This window comes from Burkholderia sp. BCC0405 (assembly GCF_902833075.1).
Taxonomy (GTDB): Bacteria; Pseudomonadota; Gammaproteobacteria; order Burkholderiales; family Burkholderiaceae; genus Burkholderia.
The window spans coordinates 96,318-113,540 of sequence record NZ_CADFEO010000010.1 but is presented as its reverse complement, the minus strand read 5'-3'; the positions used below and the strand labels follow the sequence as shown (position 1 = coordinate 113,540).

At 65.7% G+C, this 17,223-nt stretch carries 14 protein-coding genes and 7 tRNA genes; 17 read left to right on the top strand and 4 right to left on the bottom strand.

Features of this window, described 5'->3' with window-relative positions:
• The first annotated feature begins 64 nt into the window (after positions 1-64).
• The 5 genes from HWX36_RS18360 (at position 65) to HWX36_RS18340 (ending at position 6,598) form a co-directional block, all read left to right on the top strand.
• The gene (locus HWX36_RS18360; protein WP_175953425.1) at positions 65-1,936 is read left to right on the top strand and encodes an extracellular solute-binding protein; all 1,872 of its coding nucleotides are present in this window, start codon (positions 65-67) and stop codon (positions 1,934-1,936) included.
• A gap of 50 nt (positions 1,937-1,986) precedes the next feature.
• Positions 1,987-3,030 (top strand): ABC transporter permease subunit, encoded by a 1,044-nt coding sequence (locus HWX36_RS18355; RefSeq protein WP_059532181.1) that lies wholly within the window; start codon positions 1,987-1,989, stop codon positions 3,028-3,030.
• Between the two features lie 48 nt (positions 3,031-3,078).
• Positions 3,079-4,176, top strand: a complete 1,098-nt coding sequence (locus HWX36_RS18350) for an ABC transporter permease (RefSeq protein ID WP_175953424.1) — start codon at positions 3,079-3,081, stop codon at positions 4,174-4,176.
• Positions 4,173-5,795: a dipeptide ABC transporter ATP-binding protein gene (locus HWX36_RS18345; protein WP_175953423.1), complete on the top strand. Its 1,623-nt coding sequence runs from the start codon at positions 4,173-4,175 to the stop codon at positions 5,793-5,795. Before HWX36_RS18350 ends, HWX36_RS18345 begins: the two co-directional genes overlap by 4 nt.
• 128 nt (positions 5,796-5,923) lie before the next feature.
• The gene (locus tag HWX36_RS18340; RefSeq protein ID WP_175953422.1) at positions 5,924-6,598 is read left to right on the top strand and encodes a C40 family peptidase; all 675 of its coding nucleotides are present in this window, start codon (positions 5,924-5,926) and stop codon (positions 6,596-6,598) included.
• A gap of 147 nt (positions 6,599-6,745) precedes the next feature.
• On the opposite strand, the gene HWX36_RS18335 is transcribed toward HWX36_RS18340, so the two are convergent.
• Positions 6,746-7,672, bottom strand: coding sequence for a patatin-like phospholipase family protein (locus HWX36_RS18335; protein ID WP_175953421.1), 927 nt, complete (start codon positions 7,670-7,672; stop codon positions 6,746-6,748).
• Positions 7,673-7,952: 280 nt separating this feature from the next.
• On the opposite strand from HWX36_RS18335, the gene gltX reads away from it, so the two are divergent.
• The 9 genes from gltX to HWX36_RS18290 all read left to right on the top strand — a co-directional run bounded on the left by gltX (position 7,953) and on the right by HWX36_RS18290 (position 11,344).
• On the top strand, positions 7,953-9,362 hold the full coding sequence (gltX, locus tag HWX36_RS18330) for a glutamate--tRNA ligase (protein ID WP_175953420.1): 1,410 nt from the start codon (positions 7,953-7,955) through the stop codon (positions 9,360-9,362).
• Between the two features lie 128 nt (positions 9,363-9,490).
• Positions 9,491-9,566: transfer RNA gene (locus HWX36_RS18325), tRNA-Ala, on the top strand.
• Positions 9,567-9,707: 141 nt separating this feature from the next.
• Positions 9,708-9,783 (top strand) — tRNA-Glu (locus HWX36_RS18320).
• A 79-nt stretch (positions 9,784-9,862) separates the two neighbouring features.
• Positions 9,863-9,939: transfer RNA gene (locus tag HWX36_RS18315), tRNA-Asp, on the top strand.
• A gap of 63 nt (positions 9,940-10,002) precedes the next feature.
• Positions 10,003-10,078 (top strand) — tRNA-Glu (locus HWX36_RS18310).
• A 78-nt stretch (positions 10,079-10,156) separates the two neighbouring features.
• A tRNA-Asp gene (locus HWX36_RS18305) sits at positions 10,157-10,233 on the top strand.
• Between the two features lie 66 nt (positions 10,234-10,299).
• Positions 10,300-10,375: transfer RNA gene (locus HWX36_RS18300), tRNA-Glu, on the top strand.
• A gap of 73 nt (positions 10,376-10,448) precedes the next feature.
• A tRNA-Asp gene (locus tag HWX36_RS18295) sits at positions 10,449-10,525 on the top strand.
• Between the two features lie 354 nt (positions 10,526-10,879).
• Positions 10,880-11,344 carry a GNAT family N-acetyltransferase gene (locus HWX36_RS18290; RefSeq protein WP_175953419.1) on the top strand — a complete coding sequence of 155 codons (465 nt, stop codon included), beginning with the start codon at positions 10,880-10,882 and terminating at the stop codon, positions 11,342-11,344.
• A gap of 26 nt (positions 11,345-11,370) precedes the next feature.
• On the opposite strand, the gene HWX36_RS18285 is transcribed toward HWX36_RS18290, so the two are convergent.
• Complete coding sequence (locus HWX36_RS18285; protein ID WP_175953418.1) at positions 11,371-12,246, bottom strand: helix-turn-helix transcriptional regulator; 876 nt, start codon at positions 12,244-12,246, stop codon at positions 11,371-11,373.
• Between the two features lie 256 nt (positions 12,247-12,502).
• On the opposite strand from HWX36_RS18285, the gene HWX36_RS18280 reads away from it, so the two are divergent.
• A complete protein-coding gene (locus HWX36_RS18280; protein WP_175953417.1) occupies positions 12,503-12,916 on the top strand; it encodes a gamma-glutamylcyclotransferase family protein in 414 nt (137 codons plus the stop codon).
• A gap of 125 nt (positions 12,917-13,041) precedes the next feature.
• On the opposite strand, the gene aceB is transcribed toward HWX36_RS18280, so the two are convergent.
• On the bottom strand, positions 13,042-14,634 hold the full coding sequence (aceB, locus tag HWX36_RS18275; RefSeq protein ID WP_175953416.1) for a malate synthase A: 1,593 nt from the start codon (positions 14,632-14,634) through the stop codon (positions 13,042-13,044).
• A gap of 67 nt (positions 14,635-14,701) precedes the next feature.
• Complete coding sequence (locus tag HWX36_RS18270; RefSeq protein ID WP_175953415.1) at positions 14,702-15,463, bottom strand: haloacid dehalogenase type II; 762 nt, start codon at positions 15,461-15,463, stop codon at positions 14,702-14,704.
• Positions 15,464-15,617: 154 nt separating this feature from the next.
• On the opposite strand from HWX36_RS18270, the gene HWX36_RS18265 reads away from it, so the two are divergent.
• Complete coding sequence (locus HWX36_RS18265) at positions 15,618-16,523, top strand: LysR family transcriptional regulator (RefSeq protein WP_175953414.1); 906 nt, start codon at positions 15,618-15,620, stop codon at positions 16,521-16,523.
• Positions 16,524-16,679: 156 nt separating this feature from the next.
• A complete protein-coding gene (locus HWX36_RS18260; protein ID WP_031399397.1) occupies positions 16,680-17,114 on the top strand; it encodes a universal stress protein in 435 nt (144 codons plus the stop codon).
• Positions 17,115-17,223: the final 109 nt, after the last annotated feature.

Below are 17,223 nucleotides of genomic sequence, written 5' to 3'. Positions count from 1 at the left end.
CTCGCAGGCTTGAATGGGTAGAATCGTCCCTCGTTACTACCCTCATTCGACCGACAGGGCCTCTATGACGAAGGGTTCGCCCCGGGCCGCCGTCGCGCGTGCCCGCCGTGCCATAAAGGTTGCAGGCCGCACGGCCGTGGTGTTCGCGTTGCAGGCGGCGCTGGCCGCGACCGCTGCGCACGCGGCCTACGCCATCGCGCAGTATGGCGAGCCGAAGTATCCGCCGGGCTTCAAGCATTTCGACTACGTCAACCCCGACGCGCCGAAGGGCGGCACGCTGGTGCTCGCGAACCCGAACCGGCTGACGTCGTTCGACAAGTTCAACCCGTTCACGATGCGCGGCAATCCCGCGCCGGGCATCGACATGCTGTTCGAGAGCCTCGCGACCGGCAGCTCGGATGAGCCGGCATCCGCGTACGGGCTGCTCGCCGACGACATCGACATCGCGCCGGACCGCCGTTCGGTCACGTTCCACCTGAATCCGCGCGCGCGCTTCTCGAACGGCGACCGCGTCACCGCCGACGACGTCAAGTTCTCGTTCGACACGCTGAAGAGCAAGCAGGCCGCGCCGCAGTTCGGCGCGTATTTCGCGGAGATCGCGAAGGCCGTGGTCGTCGATCCGGCTACCGTGCGCTTCGAGTTCCGCAGCGCGAACCGTGAATTGCCGCTGATCGCCGGCGGCGTGCCGGTGTTTTCGCGCAAGTGGGGATTGCGCGCGGACGGCTCGCGCATCCCGTTCGACCAGCTCGCGTTCGAGCAGCCGATCGGCAGCGGCCCGTACCTGATCGAGCGCTACGACAACGGCCGCACCATTACTTACCGGCGCAACCCGGCGTATTGGGGCGCCGATCTGCCCGTGCGGGTGGGTACCAACAACTTCGAGCGGATCGTCTACAAGCTGTATGGCGACGGCGTCGCGCGGCTCGAGGCGTTCAAGGCCGGCGAATACGACGTGCTCGTCGAGTACATCGCGCGCAACTGGACGCGCCGCGACGTCGGCAAGCGTTTCGACAACGGCGAGCTCGTCAAGCGCGAATTCCGCCAGCACAACGGCGCCGGCATGCAGGGCTTCTTCATGAACCTGCGCCGGCCGCTGTTTCGCGACGTGCGCGTGCGCCAGGCGCTCGACCTGGCGTTCGACTTCGAATGGCTGAACCGCCAGCTGTTCTACAGCGCCTACACGCGTCTGGACAGCTACTTCGCCGACACCGACCTGCAGGCGACCGGCACGCCCGGCCCCGGCGAGCTGAGGCTGCTGGAGCCGCTGCGCGCGCAGCTCGACCCGGCCGTGTTCGGCCCGATGGTCACGCAGCCGAACACGAATCCGCCGGGCTCGCTGCGCGCGAACCTGCTGAAGGCGCGCGCGCTGCTCGCGCAGGCCGGCTGGACCTATCGCGACGGCGCGCTGCGCAACGCGAAAGGCGAGCCGTTCACGTTCGAGATCCTCGACGATTCGGGCGCGGCGATGGAAGGAATCGTGGCGGCGTACCAGCGCAACCTGGCGAAGCTCGGCATCGACGCACGTTTTCGTACGGCCGATTTCGCGCTGCTGCAAAAGCGTCTGGACGCGTTCGACTACGACATGACGACGATCCGCTTGCCGGGCGTGCAGGTTCCCGGGGCCGAGCAATACTCGCGTTACGCGAGCAAGTTCGCCGACGAGCCGGGCTCCGACAACTTCATCGGGCTGAAGTCGCCGGCCGTCGATGCGTTGCTCCATTCGCTGGGGACCGCGCAGACGCGCGAAGACCTGCTCGACGCGACCCACGCGCTCGACCGGGTGCTGATGCACGGCTACTACGCGGTCCCGCAGTGGTACAGCACGACGCACCGGATCGCGTACAAGCGCACGCTTGCCTATCCGCAGACGCTGCCGCTGTACTATTCGGCCGAGGGCTGGGTCGTGTCGACCTGGTGGGCGAAGCCCGATCACTGAGCCACGCCGCCCCGAGTCCAATCCCGCTTACCGATCGCGAGTCGACGCCCATGTGGAGCTACATCCTCAAACGCCTGCTGCTGATGATCCCGACGCTCATCGGCGTGCTGACCCTCACGTTCGCGGTGATCCAGTTCGTGCCGGGCGGCCCCGTCGAACAGGCCGTGCAGGAATTGCGCAAGGGCGCGACGGAGCAGGGTGCGGTGCCGTTCGGGATGCGCGCGCATACCGGCGTCGACGCGCAACAGCTCGCGCAGCTCAAGGCGCTGTACGGTTTCGACAAACCGCCGCTCGAACGCTACTGGCTGATGCTGAAGCGCTTCGCGCGCTTCGATCTCGGCGACAGCTACTTCCGCCACCAGAGCGTGTGGTCGCTGGTCGTGCAGAAGCTGCCCGTGTCGATCAGCATCGGGCTGTGGACGTTCTTCCTCACGTACCTCATATCGGTGCCGCTCGGCATCGCGAAGGCGGTGCGCAACGGCTCGCCGTTCGATGTCGCGACGAGCCTCGTCGTGCTCGTCGGCTATGCGATTCCGGGCTTCGTGCTCGGCGTGCTGCTGCTCGTGCTGTTCGGTGGCGGCTCGTTCTGGCAGCTGTTCCCGCTGCGCGGGCTCACGTCGGACAACTTCGCGCAACTGTCGCTCGTGGGCAAGGTGCTCGACTACCTGTGGCACATCGCGCTGCCGATCACGGCGTCGGTCGTCGGCAGCTTCGCGGTCGTCACGATGCTCACGAAGAATGCGTTCCTCGACCAGATCCGCCGGCAATACGTGCTGACCGCGCGCGCGAAGGGGCTCTCCGAGCGCAACGTGCTGTGGAAGCACGTGTTCCGCAACGCGATGCTGCCGCTGATCGTCGGCTTCCCGGCGGCGTTCATCGGCGCGTTCTTCACGGGCAGCCTGCTGATCGAGACGCTGTTCTCGCTCGACGGCCTCGGGCTGCTGTCGTACGAATCCGTCGTGCGGCGCGACTATCCGGTCGTGCTCGGCACGCTGTACCTGTTCACGCTGATCGGTCTCGCGACCAAGCTGATCTCCGATCTCTGCTATGTGTGGGTCGATCCGCGCATTCAGTTCGACACCCTGGAGCGCTGACATGAAACCTTCCGTCTGCATGCCCGGCGTCACCGGGCGAGGTGCGCGATGAGCCGGGCCGTCGCATCGTCCCGCATCGACGCGGCGCGCGCCCGCGTGTCGCCGTCGCCCGCGCGCCGCGTATGGCAGCGCTTCAGGCAGCAGCGCCTCGGCTACTGGAGCTTCGTGATCTTCGTCGTCGCGTTTGCCGCGAGCGTGGCGGCGCCGCTGTGGTCGAACGACAAGCCGCTCGTCGTGCATTACGACGGCCAGACCTATTTCCCGATGTTCCATGCGTATCCGGAGACGACCTTCGGCGGCGATTTCCCGACACCGGCCGACTATCTCGATCCGTATGTGCGCAAGCGGCTCGAGGCGCCCGGCAACTTCGTCGTCTACCCGCCGAACCATTACTACTACGACACGCTGAACTACTTCTCGAACGTGCCGAATCCCGCGCCGCCGTCGCGCGCGAACTGGCTCGGCACCGACGCGCAAGGGCGCGACCTGCTCGCGCGGCTCGTGTACGGGTTCCGCGTGTCGGTCGAGTTCGGGCTGATCCTGACCGCGATCGGCACGCTGCTCGGGATCGCCGCGGGCGCCGTGCAGGGTTTCTTCGGCGGGCGCATCGACATCGTCGGGCAGCGGCTGATCGAGATCTGGAGTTCGCTGCCCGAGCTGTACCTGCTGATCATCTTCGCGTCGATCTTCGAGCCGAGCTTCCTGCTGCTGATCGTGCTGCTGTCGCTGTTCGGCTGGATCGGGCTCGCCGACTACGTGCGTGCGGAATTCCTGCGCAACCGTACGCAGGACTACGTGCGCGCCGCGCGCGCGATGGGCCTCACGAACTGGCAGATCATCTGGCGCCACGTGCTGCCGAACAGTCTCACGCCGGTGATCACGTTCCTGCCGTTCCGGATGAGCGGTTCGATCCTCGCGCTCACGAGCCTCGATTTCCTCGGGCTCGGCGTGCCGCCGCCGACCCCGAGCCTCGGCGAGCTGCTCGCGCAGGGCAAGGGCAACCTCGACGCATGGTGGATCTCGCTGTCGACGTTCGGCGTGCTGGTTGCGACGCTGCTGCTGCTGACCTTCATGGGGGACGCGCTGCGCAATGCACTCGACACACGGATCGCCGATTCGGTGCGGGCGGCGGGAGGCCAGCGATGAGCGAACCGGTCGTATCGACGCAGCAAGAGCCGCTGCTGGCGCTCGAGCATCTGCATGTGCGTTTCGGCGACACGGTCGTGGTGGACGACGTGACGCTCGCGATCGGCCGCGGCGAGCGCGTCGCGCTGGTCGGCGAGTCGGGTTCGGGCAAGAGCGTGACCGCGCTGTCGATCCTGCGGCTGCTGCGCGACGCCGACGTGAGCGGCGCGATCCGCTTCGCGGGGCAGGACCTGGCGGCCAAGAGCGAGCGCGAGATGCGCGGGCTGCGCGGCTCGGACATCGCGATGATCTTCCAGGAACCGATGACCGCGCTCAACCCGCTGTATACGATCGGCGTGCAGATCGGCGAGACGATCGTGCTGCACGACGGCGTGTCGGCCGTCGAGGCGCGCAAGCGTGCGATTGCGCTGCTCGCACGCACGGGCATCGCGGAGCCTGAGAAGCGCGTCGACAGTTATCCGCACCAGTTGTCGGGCGGCCAGCGGCAGCGCGCGATGATCGCGATGGCGCTCGCCTGCCGGCCGCGCCTGCTGCTGGCCGACGAGCCGACCACCGCGCTCGACGTGACGATCCGCGCGCAGATCGTCGAGCTGCTGCTGGAACTGCAGCGCGAGGAAGCGGAAAAGCGCGGGATGGCGATCCTGCTCATCACGCACGACCTGAATCTCGTGCGGCACTTCGCGGATCGCGTCGCGGTGATGGAGCACGGCCGGCTCGTCGAGAGCGGGCCCGTCGAGCGGATCTTCGCGCAACCCGAGCATCCGTATACGCAGCGGCTGCTGAACAGCCGGCCGCAGCGCGCGGTCACGCCGGTGATGCCGATCGCGCCCGTCGTGCTCGACGCGCACCACGTGAGCGTGCAGTTCGCGCGCAAGCGGCCCGGCATCGCGGGCTGGTTCGGCTCGGTGCCGGTGACGGCCGTCGCGGACGTGTCGGTGTCGGTGCGGCAGGGCGAGACGCTCGGCATCGTCGGCGAATCGGGGTCGGGAAAGTCGACGCTCGCGATGGCGCTGCTCGGGCTGCAAAAGACGGTCGGCGGCACGATCGAATTCCAGGGGCGCGCGCTGTCGACCTATCGCGGCCGCGAACAAACCGCGCTGCGCTCGAACATGCAGGTGGTCTTTCAGGATCCATTCAGTTCGCTTTCGCCGCGTCACACGATCGAGCGGATCGTCGGCGAGGGGCTCGAGCTGCATCGCCCGGACATGACGCCCGATGCGCGCCGTGCGAAGTCGCTCGCGGTGCTGCGCGAAGTCGGCCTCGACCGCACGGTGCTGCACCGTTATCCGCACGAATTCTCGGGCGGGCAGCGCCAGCGGATCGCGATCGCGCGGGCGCTGGTGCTGGAGCCGCGCCTCTTGATCCTCGACGAGCCGACGTCGGCGCTCGACGTGTCGATCCAGCAGCAGGTGCTGAAACTGCTCGCGAATTTGCAACAGAAATACAACCTCGGCTATGTATTCATCAGCCACGACCTGGAGGTGATCGGGGCGATGGCGCATCGCGTCGCGGTGATGCAGGACGGGGCCGTCGTCGAGTCGGGAGAGGTGGCGGACATCTTCACCAGGCCGTCACATCCTTACACACAAAAGCTGTTGAAAGCGGTCTGGAAAGCGTGATAGGCCGCCAATGGTCTGACCATCTCGATTGTATTTATTAATTTGTTTTGACAAACGATTACGCGCTGGCTAGTATCGACCGAAATTTTCCGCCAATCAGCTGATTTTTAAGCAAATTCCATCGACCAATGCAGCATCGATCCCTGACCCAGGCATGCGCGCGCACCATCGCCGGGCTGTTCATCGGCGCCCTGTTTGCAGCAGCTCCCGGCGCGTTCGCCGACGAAGTCAGCAGTTTTAACCAAAATGTCACGAATTCGACGCAGAACGCGTCGAATTCCTCCCTCCAGCAGACCAGCGCGCAGCCGTCGAGCGGCGGCGCGAAGTCGTTCCTCGCCGGCATGGCCGGCAAGGCTGGCGACGTGGTCGTCGGCGCGCTGAACATGATCGGCGTGCGGTATCGCTGGGGCGGCAACTCGCCGGATTCGGGCCTCGACTGCAGCGGCTTCGTGCGCTACGTGTTCCAGGACACGCTCGGCATGTCGCTGCCGCGCCGTGCGGAAGAGATGAGCCGCGTCGGCGAGAAGGTGAGCATGAGCAACCTCAAGCCGGGCGACCTCGTGTTCTTCAACACGATGCGCCGCACGTTCTCGCATGTCGGCATCTACATCGGCGACAACAAGTTCGTGCACTCGCCGTCGACGGGCAGCACCATCCGCGTCGACGATCTCGACAGCGGTTACTGGGAAAAGCGTTTCACCGGCGCGCGCCGGATCGAATCGGAGTTTCCGATGAAGCCGGAAGACCTGCGTCAGCGCGTGCGCGCGACGATCGGCGACGATTCTGCGAACGGCAACAACTGACGTTCGACGGCCCGTCCGGCCGGATCGAAAAAACCCTGTCACCGAAAGGCGGCAGGGTTTTTTGTTTTGGGGAGGTGCAAACGGCGAGCGGAAAGCCGTTCCGCCGTTGGCGGGCCGGCGGCGCGCGCCGGCCTGCGCATCGCGTGCTTACGCGGCGGCCACGCCGCGCGCTGCCGCGAGCTTGCGCTGCAGTTCCGGCATGATGCGCGCGACGGCTTCCTCGCCCGCGAGGATTGCCGCGTTGCGCTGGTTGAAGTCGCTGCCCCCCATCGCGTTGAGGTTCGGGCGGATGACGACGTCCGCGTACTTGTCGAGCTCGTAGGTCTTGATCGTCTGGCCCATGATCGTGAAAGTCTGCAGCAGCATCTCGATCGGGTTGTTGGTTGCCGCGCCGTCCGGCCGGGCCGAGATGTCGACCGCGATCACGAAGCTCGCACCCATCTTGCGTGCATACGATGCGGGCACCGGGCTCACGAGGCCGCCGTCGACATACTCGCGGTTGCCGATCTTCACCGGTTCGAACACCGACGGCACGCTGCACGACGCACGCACCGCGAGCCCCGTATTGCCTTGCTGGAACAGGATCGGCTGACCGCTCTGCAGATCGGTCGCGACGATGCCGAGCGGCTTGGCCATCTTCTCGATCGGCCGGTTGTTGAGCGTCTTGTTCAGGAAGTTCTGCAGTGCGACGCCTTGCAGCAGCCCGCGCGAGCGGAACGGCAGCGCCCAGTCGCTGATCGCCGCCTGGTCCATGTCGAGCGCGATCTTGTTGATCTGCAGCGCGCTCATGCCCGACGCGTAGAGTGCGCCGACCACCGAGCCCGCGCTCGTGCCCGCGACGATCTCGACCGGGATGCCACGCGCCTCGAGCGCCTTCAGCACGCCAATGTGCGAGAAGCCGCGCGCGGCGCCGCCGCCGAGCGCGATGCCGATCTTCACCGGCTTCTCGTGCGGCTGCGTGGCGCCGGAGGCATTGCCCGGGCGGGATTTGTCGCCGAATGACGTGCAGGCGGCGAGGCTGGCGGACGCGGCGGCGATCGTGAAGTGGCGGCGCGACAGGCGAGGGGACGACATCGAATGATTCTCCGGCGGCTTGGCGGCGGGTTACACGGCCCGCGGCGGCGATAGGTTTCGAGCGGCCGCGTGGCAGGTTCCGGGCGGCCGGCGCCGCGCCGGCTGGCGGCCGCGGCGCGCACATCATAAAGCAAGCGGCGCGCTTGGCGCGAAGTCCGGCGCGAGTATAATTCCGGCTTCTTTCCCGTTCCGGGCGTCGCCGGCCCCGTTGCTGTCCGGGCTGCCGCCGTCGATCCCGCGTCGAATCATTCATGCGCCCCAGGCGTTCGAGTTACCGTTTATGACCCGTCCTGTCCGTACCCGCTTCGCGCCGAGTCCCACCGGCTTCATCCACCTCGGCAACATCCGCTCCGCGCTCTATCCGTGGGCGTTCGCCCGCAAGATGAAGGGCACGTTCGTGTTGCGCATCGAGGATACCGACGTCGAGCGCTCGTCGCAGGAAGCGGTCGACGCGATCCTTGAAGGGATGCAGTGGCTCGGCCTGGATTTCGACGAAGGCCCGATTTACCAGATGCAGCGGATGGACCGCTATTGCGAGGTGCTCGCGCAGATGCTGGAGAAGGGGCTCGCGTACCCGTGCTACATGTCGGCCGAGGAGCTCGACGCGCTGCGCGAACGCCAGCGCGAGGCGGGCCTGAAGCCGCGCTACGACGGCACGTGGCGTCCTGAGCCCGGCAAGGTTTTGCCGGAGCCGCCGGCTGGCGTGAAGCCGGTGCTGCGCTTCCGCAATCCGCTGACGGGCACGGTTGTGTGGGACGACGCCGTGAAGGGGCGTGTCGAGATCTCGAACGAGGAACTCGACGACCTGGTGATCGCGCGCCCGGACGGCACGCCGATCTACAACTTCTGCGTGGTGGTGGACGACATGGACATGGGCATCACGCACGTGATTCGTGGCGACGATCACGTGAACAACACGCCGCGCCAGATCAACATCCTGAACGCGCTCGGCGGCGAGCCGCCCGTCTATGCGCACCTGCCGACCGTGCTGAACGAGCAGGGCGAGAAGATGAGCAAGCGGCATGGCGCGATGAGCGTGATGGCGTACCGCGACGCGGGCTTCCTGCCTGAAGCCGTCGTCAACTATCTCGCGCGCCTCGGCTGGTCGCATGGCGACGCCGAGATCTTCTCGCGCGAGCAGTTCGTCGAATGGTTCGATCTCGAGCATCTGGGCAAGTCGCCCGCGCAGTATGACCACAGCAAGCTGAGCTGGCTGAACGCGCATTACATCAAGGAAGCGGACAACGCTCGCCTTGCCGAGCTGGCGAAGCCGTTCCTCGCCGCCCTCGGCATCGATGATGCGGCGATCGCGACGGGCCCTGCGCTCGAAGCGGTGGTCGGGCTGATGAAGGATCGCGCGACGACGGTCAAGGAGATCGCCGAAGGCGCCGCGATGTTCTACCGTGTGCCGGCGCCGGAAGCCGATGCGCTTGCGCAGCACGTGACCGATGCGGTGCGTCCGGCGCTGGCCGATCTCGTCGTTGCGCTGAAGGCGGCCGACTGGACGAAGGAGGCCGTGTCCGCCGCGCTGAAGGCGACGCTCGGCACGCACAAGCTGAAGATGCCGCAACTCGCGATGCCGGTGCGTCTGCTGGTGGCGGGTACGACGCACACGCCGTCGATCGATGCGGTGCTCGTGCTGTTCGGCCGCGATGTCGTGGTGTCGCGCATCGAGGCTGCCCTGGCCTGAGGCGCGAGGGCGAGTGAGGCTGCCCGTGCATGACATCGCGGCAGCTTCGCAAAAAAATTCGCTCGAATCGCAAAAAGGGTATTTACAAGTTCAAAGTAGCTCCATATAATCTCATTTCTGTTCTGCAAGGGGGTATAGCTCAGCTGGGAGAGCGCTTGCATGGCATGCAAGAGGTCAGCGGTTCGATCCCGCTTACCTCCACCATCAGAACAAACTGAGTTGATTTGCGAAGCAGCAGTGGTAGTAATAAATGCTTCCCAAAATGATTCAAAGCAGTTAGAATTTCGGCCTTCGCTGTTGATTGAAAAGTGAATAGCGAAAGTCAGACAGATCTGAAAAGATTTTGTCCCCTTCGTCTAGAGGCCTAGGACATCACCCTTTCACGGTGAGTACAGGGGTTCGAATCCCCTAGGGGACGCCAGATTCAGCGGCGTTTCGTGGAAATGTCGCAACGCCTGCAGGAACGTAACCGACGTCCTGTGGGTGAGGGTAAGAAAGCTGGAGCGGTAGTTCAGTCGGTTAGAATACCGGCCTGTCACGCCGGGGGTCGCGGGTTCGAGTCCCGTCCGCTCCGCCAGAACGAAGCCCGTTCAAGACGTTTTTGAGCGGGCTTTTGCATTAAGGATGTAAGCAGTACGTTGTCCCCTTCGTCTAGAGGCCTAGGACATCACCCTTTCACGGTGAGTACAGGGGTTCGAATCCCCTAGGGGACGCCAGATTCAGCGGCGTTTCGTAGAAGTGTCGCATCGCTTGCAGGAACGTGACGACGTCCTGCGGGTGAGAGTAAGAAAGCTGGAGCGGTAGTTCAGTTGGTTAGAATACCGGCCTGTCACGCCGGGGGTCGCGGGTTCGAGCCCCGTCCGCTCCGCCAGAACGAAGCCCGTTCAAAGAACGTTTTTTGAACGGGCTTTTGCATTAAGGATGTAGGCAGTACGTTGTCCCCTTCGTCTAGAGGCCTAGGACATCACCCTTTCACGGTGAGTACAGGGGTTCGAATCCCCTAGGGGACGCCAGATTTCGGCGTCGTTCGAACAAACGATGTGCCGGCAGGAAGCAACCGACGCCTGCCAGGCAAGCAGCAAGACTGGAGCGGTAGTTCAGTCGGTTAGAATACCGGCCTGTCACGCCGGGGGTCGCGGGTTCGAGTCCCGTCCGCTCCGCCAGAAAATGAAGAAGCTCGCCTTGTGCGGGCTTTTTCATTTGTGTTTCCGGTTGCGCCCGCTGGCGGGCGCGTGGCTGTGGAGCGGAGGAAGCCGCCTGTGCGGCTTCCGGCGGGACTCGAAGGGATGCGCGTGCACGCGCATCCGCGGCCTGCGGGATGTAGGCGAGTCCCGTCCGCTCCGCCAGAAAATGAAGAAGCCCGCCTTGCGCGGGCTTTTTCATTTGCGTTCTCGGTTGCGCCCGCTGGCGGGCGCGTAACCTCCGGTCATCCGTCGTCTAGCCGCTACGAGAAATCCGCGATTGCATCCGCACGCGACTGCGCTATCGTGGCGGCATGCGTTCTTGACCCCTGTGCGATGCTCGATCCGACCGACCTGCGACTCCTGTATCAACTCCGGCCCGCGGAGGCCGGCGATTTTCCGTTTGCCGAAGCGCTGACGCACGGCAACATGGGCGGCTATTACAAGCGCCATGGGCTCGTGTGGCGCAGCGACCTGTTCTACGCGAGCTGGCGCGAATCCGAAAACTTCATCCTCGAGGCCGACGGCGAGCGCATCGGCGTGCTGCGCGTGACCGAGGAAGACGACTCGCTGCACATCCGCGACGTACAGATCGCGGCCGGCCATCGTGGACAGGGCGCCGGCACCTACCTGCTCGACATGTCGCACCGCTGGGCGCGAGCGCGCGGGCTGCACGAACTGCAACTGCGCGTGTTCGTCGACAATCCAGCCGCGCGTCTCTACTTGCGCATGGGCTATCAGGTTGCCGGGTCGCGGCTCGCGCAACTTGGCTCGATTCGCCACATGGTGAGGCCAGTCTGAAGACCTGACGACCCGGAGCCAGATATTCAGCGGACAGCGTCGATCGCATCGTCGTCCGGGGTTTCATCGTCCGCGAGGTGGCCTTCCGGGCCGCGGTGCTCGTAGCCGCGCAGCATGAACGCGCGTGGGCTTTCGCCGAATGCGCGCCGAAACATCGCCGAAAAGGCGCTCTGGCTCTGGTAGCCGAGTTCGCGTGCGATATGCGACAGCGGGCGCCCCTGGTTCAGCAGCGGAATGGCCCGCGCCAGCAGCGCCTGCTGGCGCCACTGCGAAAAGCTCACCCCCAGCTCCTGCTTGAAGAGCCGCGAAATCGTGCGTGTGCTGGCGCCGACTTCGCCGGCCCAATGCTCGAGCGACTCCGCGTGCGCCGGGTGTGCGAGGACCGATTCGCACAGCATGCGCAGCCTTTTTTCGTCGGGCATCGGCACCGCGAGCGGCAGCGGTTCGGCGTGGCTCAACTCGTCGAGCACGAGCCCGCACAGCAGGCGTTCGCGCGTGGCGCTCAGGTCGCGTGCATCGAGTGCGACGATCAGTTCGCGCAGGAGCCCCGTCACTTCGACGACGCGGCACGCGTCGAGCCCGCCCGGCACGATCGACTCGTCGATATAGAGCGTGCGCAAATATGCCTCTTCGACGATCACGACCTCGTGCGTCACGCGCGGCGGTATCCAGATCGCGCGGGACGGCGGCACCATCCATGTCGTGCCGGTCGTCGCGATGCGCAGCACACCGCGCGATGCGTACGCGAGCTGCGCCCACGCATGCGTATGCAGCGGGATACGCTGCCCGGTATTGACTTGCCTTGCGCGTACGCGCATCGGATGGACGGCGGTCGGCGCGAATTCGGGCGGAATGTCGATGACGTACGGGTTCGGTACGTCGGCTTGGAACGGCGGGCTCATGGACGATTCGGGCAGCGCGGCGGCGATGCCGTTATTGTAGAAGGCGCCGCGAAAGCGCATGCGGCGGTTTGTCGGGCGATCATGCCGCGTTCAAATGAACTTTGTGTGGGGGCCCGGCGATTTCGGGGCTGCCGGAGGCCGGACGCGCTTGCGGGAGCGAACCATCGAGCCGGTATCGTGGTCTATCGATGCTCAGGCGATTTCGCTCGCATGACGCGCGAACACGGCAACATACGAATCAAAGAGGAGAACCACGATGCGTTACGTATTCGTCTATGGCACCTTGAGAAACGGGGAGGCCAACGACATCGGCCACGCGGCCGCCAGGCACGGGATTGCCGCGCCGACGCTGCTCGGTGCCGCCGCGCTGCCGGGCGAACTGTACGATTTCGGTACGTATCCGGGGATGATCGCCGGGTCGGCCGGCAAGTCGCTGGTCTGGGGCGACGTCTACGAGGTCGACGACCGGCTCGTTCCCGTGCTCGACGAGATCGAGCGCGTGTATCCGGGCGTCGACTCGTTGTTCAAGCCGGAAGACGTGACCGTCGAGCTCGGCGGCCGGCAGTACGCCTGCCTTTACTATCCGGTCGCCGCGCATGCGATAGCCGGGCGTCCGCGCATTGCGTCGGGCGACTGGGTTCAGCACCGGCGCGAGCGGGAAGCCATCTGACCGGATGCGCGGCAGCCGGTCCTGACGCAAATGAAAAAGCGCCCCGAGGGGCGCTTTTATAATGCCGTCATCGTGTGCAATCGGCGCCGACGCAGGGCCGGCGTTCATCGAGATGGGCAGCTGCGTCAGATTTCCTCGTACAGCGGCAGCGTCAGGAATTCGGTGAAGCCTTCCGACGTCGACATCTGCTCGAAGATCGCCGCGGCGCGCTCGTACGGCTGCGTGTTGCCGCCGACCGACCGCTTCACGTTGTCCAGCTCGGCCTTCGCGAATTCACGCACGAGTTCGGCCGTGACCTTGCGGCCGTCATCGAGCACGCCCTTCGGCGAGCGGATCCATTGCCACACCTGCGAACGGGAGATCTCGGCCGTGGCCGCATCTTCCATCAGGTTGTGGATCGGCACGCAGCCGTTGCCGTCGAGCCATGCGCCGAGGTAGTGGATGCCGACGTTGATGTTATTGCGCAGGCCGGCTTCAGTGATCGGCGCTTCAGGCTGGAAGTCGAGCAGGTTCTTGCCTTCGACCTGCACGTCGTCGCGCTGCTTCGCGATCTGGTTCGGCTTGTCGCCGAGCACCTTGACGAACTCTTCCATCGCAATCGGCACGAGTCCCGGGTGCGCCACCCAGCCGCCGTCGTAGCCGTCGGTCGCGTCGCGCTGCTTGTCCGAGCGCACGCCGCCCATCGCCTTGTCATTTGCCTCCGGATCGTTCTTGATCGGGATCAGCGCGCTCATCCCGCCGATCGCCGGCGCGTTGCGCTTGTGGCAGGTCTTCAGCAGCAGCAACGCGTACGCGCGCATGAACGGCACCGTCATCGTGATCCTCGAACGCTCGGCGAGGCAGAAGTCGCGATCGTTCTTGAACTTCTTGATGGCCGAGAAGATGTAGTCCCAGCGGCCGGCATTCAGGCCCGAGCTGTGTTCGCGCAGTTCATACAGGATTTCGTCCATCTCGAACGCGGCGAGGATCGTCTCGATCAGCACCGTCGCGCGGATCGTGCCGCGCGGCACGCCGACGGCTTCCTGCGCGGCGACGAAGATGTCGTTCCACAGGCGCGCCTCGAGATGGCTTTCCATCTTCGGCAGGTAGAAGTACGGGCCCGAGCCGCGCGCGAGCAGTTCCTTTGCGTTATGGAACAGGAACAGCGCGAAATCGAAGATGCCGCCGGACACGCGCTGGCCGTCGACCGTCACGTGTTTCTCGTCGAGGTGCCAGCCGCGCGGACGCACGATCAGCGTCGCGACCTTGTCGTTCAGCCGGTACGACTTGCCGTTCTGCTCGAGCGAGATCGTGCGGCGCACCGCGTCCTTCAGGTTGATCTGGCCGTCGATCTGGTTCGTCCAGCTCGGCGCGTTCGAATCCTCGAAGTCCGTCATGTACGAATCGGCGCCCGAGTTCAGCGCGTTGATGATCATTTTGCGCTCGACGGGGCCAGTGATCTCGACACGGCGGCATTGCAGGTCGGCCGGCAGCGGCGCGACCTTCCAGTCGCCTTCGCGGATCGCCTTCGTCTCGGCCAGAAAGTCGGGGCGCTCGCCCGCGTCGAGGCGTTTCGTGCGCTCGACGCGCGCCTGCAGCAGTGCCTGGCGGCGCGGCTCGAACGTGCGGTGCAGCGCCGCGACGAGTGCGAGCGCGTCGGGCGTCAGGATTGCTTCGTAACCCGGCTTGATTTCGCCGGTGATCGCCATGCCTTGCGGCAGCGTGATCGGGGTGCTCATGAGTCTCATCTCCTTGGTCGGTCAGTTGCGGTTTCGGTGAAGGGGGAAGGCGGCAGCGCTGCGAACGTCATGCACCCGGGCTGGGGCGCGTGCGGTTTGCGGGTCTGCCGGATGGAGCCGGGGTGGCGAGGAATGCGAGCAGGTCGGCCATGCTGGCGCCGGCGCCGTCGGGCGGCGCGCCGAGTTCCTCGGCGGGCGCGCCCGTGCGGTTGAGCCAGAACGTCGTGTAGCCGAACCAGACGGCGCCGGCGACGTCCCACGCGTTCGACGACACGAACACGATGCCGCGCCGGTTTGGTCCGAACGCGTCGGTGCCAAGCGCGTAGGCAGCCGGGCTCGGCTTGTACGCGCGCACGGTGTCGGCCGACAGCACGCGATCGAACAGCCCGGACATGCCGGCGCTCTTGATCGCGATGTCGAGCATCTGCGGCGTGCCGTTCGACAGGATCCCGAGCGGCGGGCGCGGGTCGAGCGCGCGCAGCTTGCGCAGCGCGGGCACCGTATCGGGATAGGTGGACAGGCAGGCGTATTCGTCCATCAGCCGTTTCTCGGCCGCGCTGTTCAGCATGAGCCCGAGCCGGCGCGCGGCGAACCGCAGCGCATCGAGCGTGATGTCCCGGAACGGGCGATAGCGCGCGCCGGCAGGATCGGCGAGCGTGCGCAACTGCGAGTATTCGATTTGCTTGCGTCGCCACAGCTGCGACAACCGTTCCCCGTGACCGGGAAACATCTGCTCCGCCGCGGCCAGGACCGCACGCACGTCGAACAACGTGCCGAATGCGTCGAAGAGGATTGCGTCGGGAGAGGAGAGTGTCGTTGTGGCCGACATAGCCTTGCGCTCCGGTTTCAGAGGTCAGGTGAATTCTATTCGTGATCGGATATGCCAAAAAAGACGCTAAACATCACTTGATCTTTTACTTTCATATACCTAATCTTGAGCGATTCAAGCTATTTGAAGGGCGGCAGCGCTGCCCCTGCGAGTGATGGACCGGTTCAAGCAGATCGAAACGTTTGCCGCGGTCGCGGCGAAGGGCAGCCTGTCGGCGGCCGCGCACGCGGAAGGCGTCGCACCGGCGATCATCGGTCGCCGCCTCGACGCACTCGAGGAGCGGCTCGGCGTGAAGCTGCTGGTGCGCACGACGCGCAAGCTCACGCTGACGTTCGAGGGCTCGGCGTTCCTCGAGGATTGCCAGCGCATCATCAACGACATGCAGAACGCGGAGGCGAGCGTGTCCGCCGGCGGCGTCAAGGCGAGCGGTCATCTGCGCATTTCCGCGCCGGCCGGTTTCGGCCGGCGGCACGTCGCGCCGCTCGTGCCCGAATTCAGCGTGGGCCATCCGGACGTGTCGGTCACGCTTGACCTGTCCGACCGGATGGTCGATCTCGTCAACGAGGGGTTCGATTGCGCGGTACGGCTCGGCGAACTGCCCGATTCGTCGCTCGTGTCGCTGAAGCTCGGCGAGAATCGCCGCGTGTGCGTCGCTTCTCCCGGGTATCTCGCACGGCGCGGCACGCCCACTTCGCTCGCGGAGCTGGCGCGGCACAACTGCCTCGCGCTCGCGGCAAACGCGAACCAGCAACGCGGCTGGACGTTCCAGGAGGGCGGCAAGGTGGTGTCGATCCGCGTGAACGGCACGATGGAATGCTCGGACGGCGCAGTGCTGCACGAGTGGTGCCTCGAAGGCCACGGGCTCGCGTGGCGCTCGTGGTGGGAGGTCGGCGACGACATCGCGGCCGGCCGGCTCGTCAGCGTACTCGACGCATTCGCCGCACCGCCGATCGGTATCCACGCGGTGTTTCCGCAACGCCGGCATCTGCCGCTGCGCGTGCGGTTGTTTCTCGATTATCTGAAGCACACCTACGAACAGCCTGGATATTGGGGCGAGTAGGCCGCGCGTGCCCGCGCGTTTCCGATATGAGGGCGAACCCGCTGCCGGCGCCGGTTGGGCGGTTTCGCGCACTACACTCGTAGGAGGCATGTCCGACACGCCGCGGCCGGCTCGGACGGGGTCGCGACGTGCGGAGTGCAATTGAAGGAGGGCGCGATGTTCCGGCACATCCTCGTTCCAACCGACGGTTCCGAACTGTCGCAGAAGGCGATCGACGGTGCGATCGACCTGGCGCGTGCGGTCGGTGCGCGGGTCACCGCCTACGCGTGCCTGCCGCAGTATCCGTACTCGCCGTTTTCCGAAGTGATCATCGAGCCGCCCGCCGATTTCCGGGCGCGCAGCGAGCGCGAGGCGCGCGCGCACCTCGACGAGGTCGAATCGGCCGCGAAGGCGGCCGGTGTCGATTGCGACACCTGGACGAGCGTGCATCCGTCGCCGTATCTCGGCATCATCGAGGCGGCCGAACGCGGCGGCTGCGACGTGATCTTCATGGCGTCCCACGGACGCCGCGGGCTCGGCAGCTTGCTGATCGGCAGCGAGACGCAGCGCGTGCTGACCCATACGAAAATTCCGGTGATCGTCTATCGGTAGGGCGGCGCCCTGGAAAAAGGGCGCGCCGGACGGAGCCGGCGCGCGTCGTTGCTGGCGGCCCGCAGGCCGTGCGGCCGGTCGCGCGATCGGTATCGCGCGCCTGCCGTCT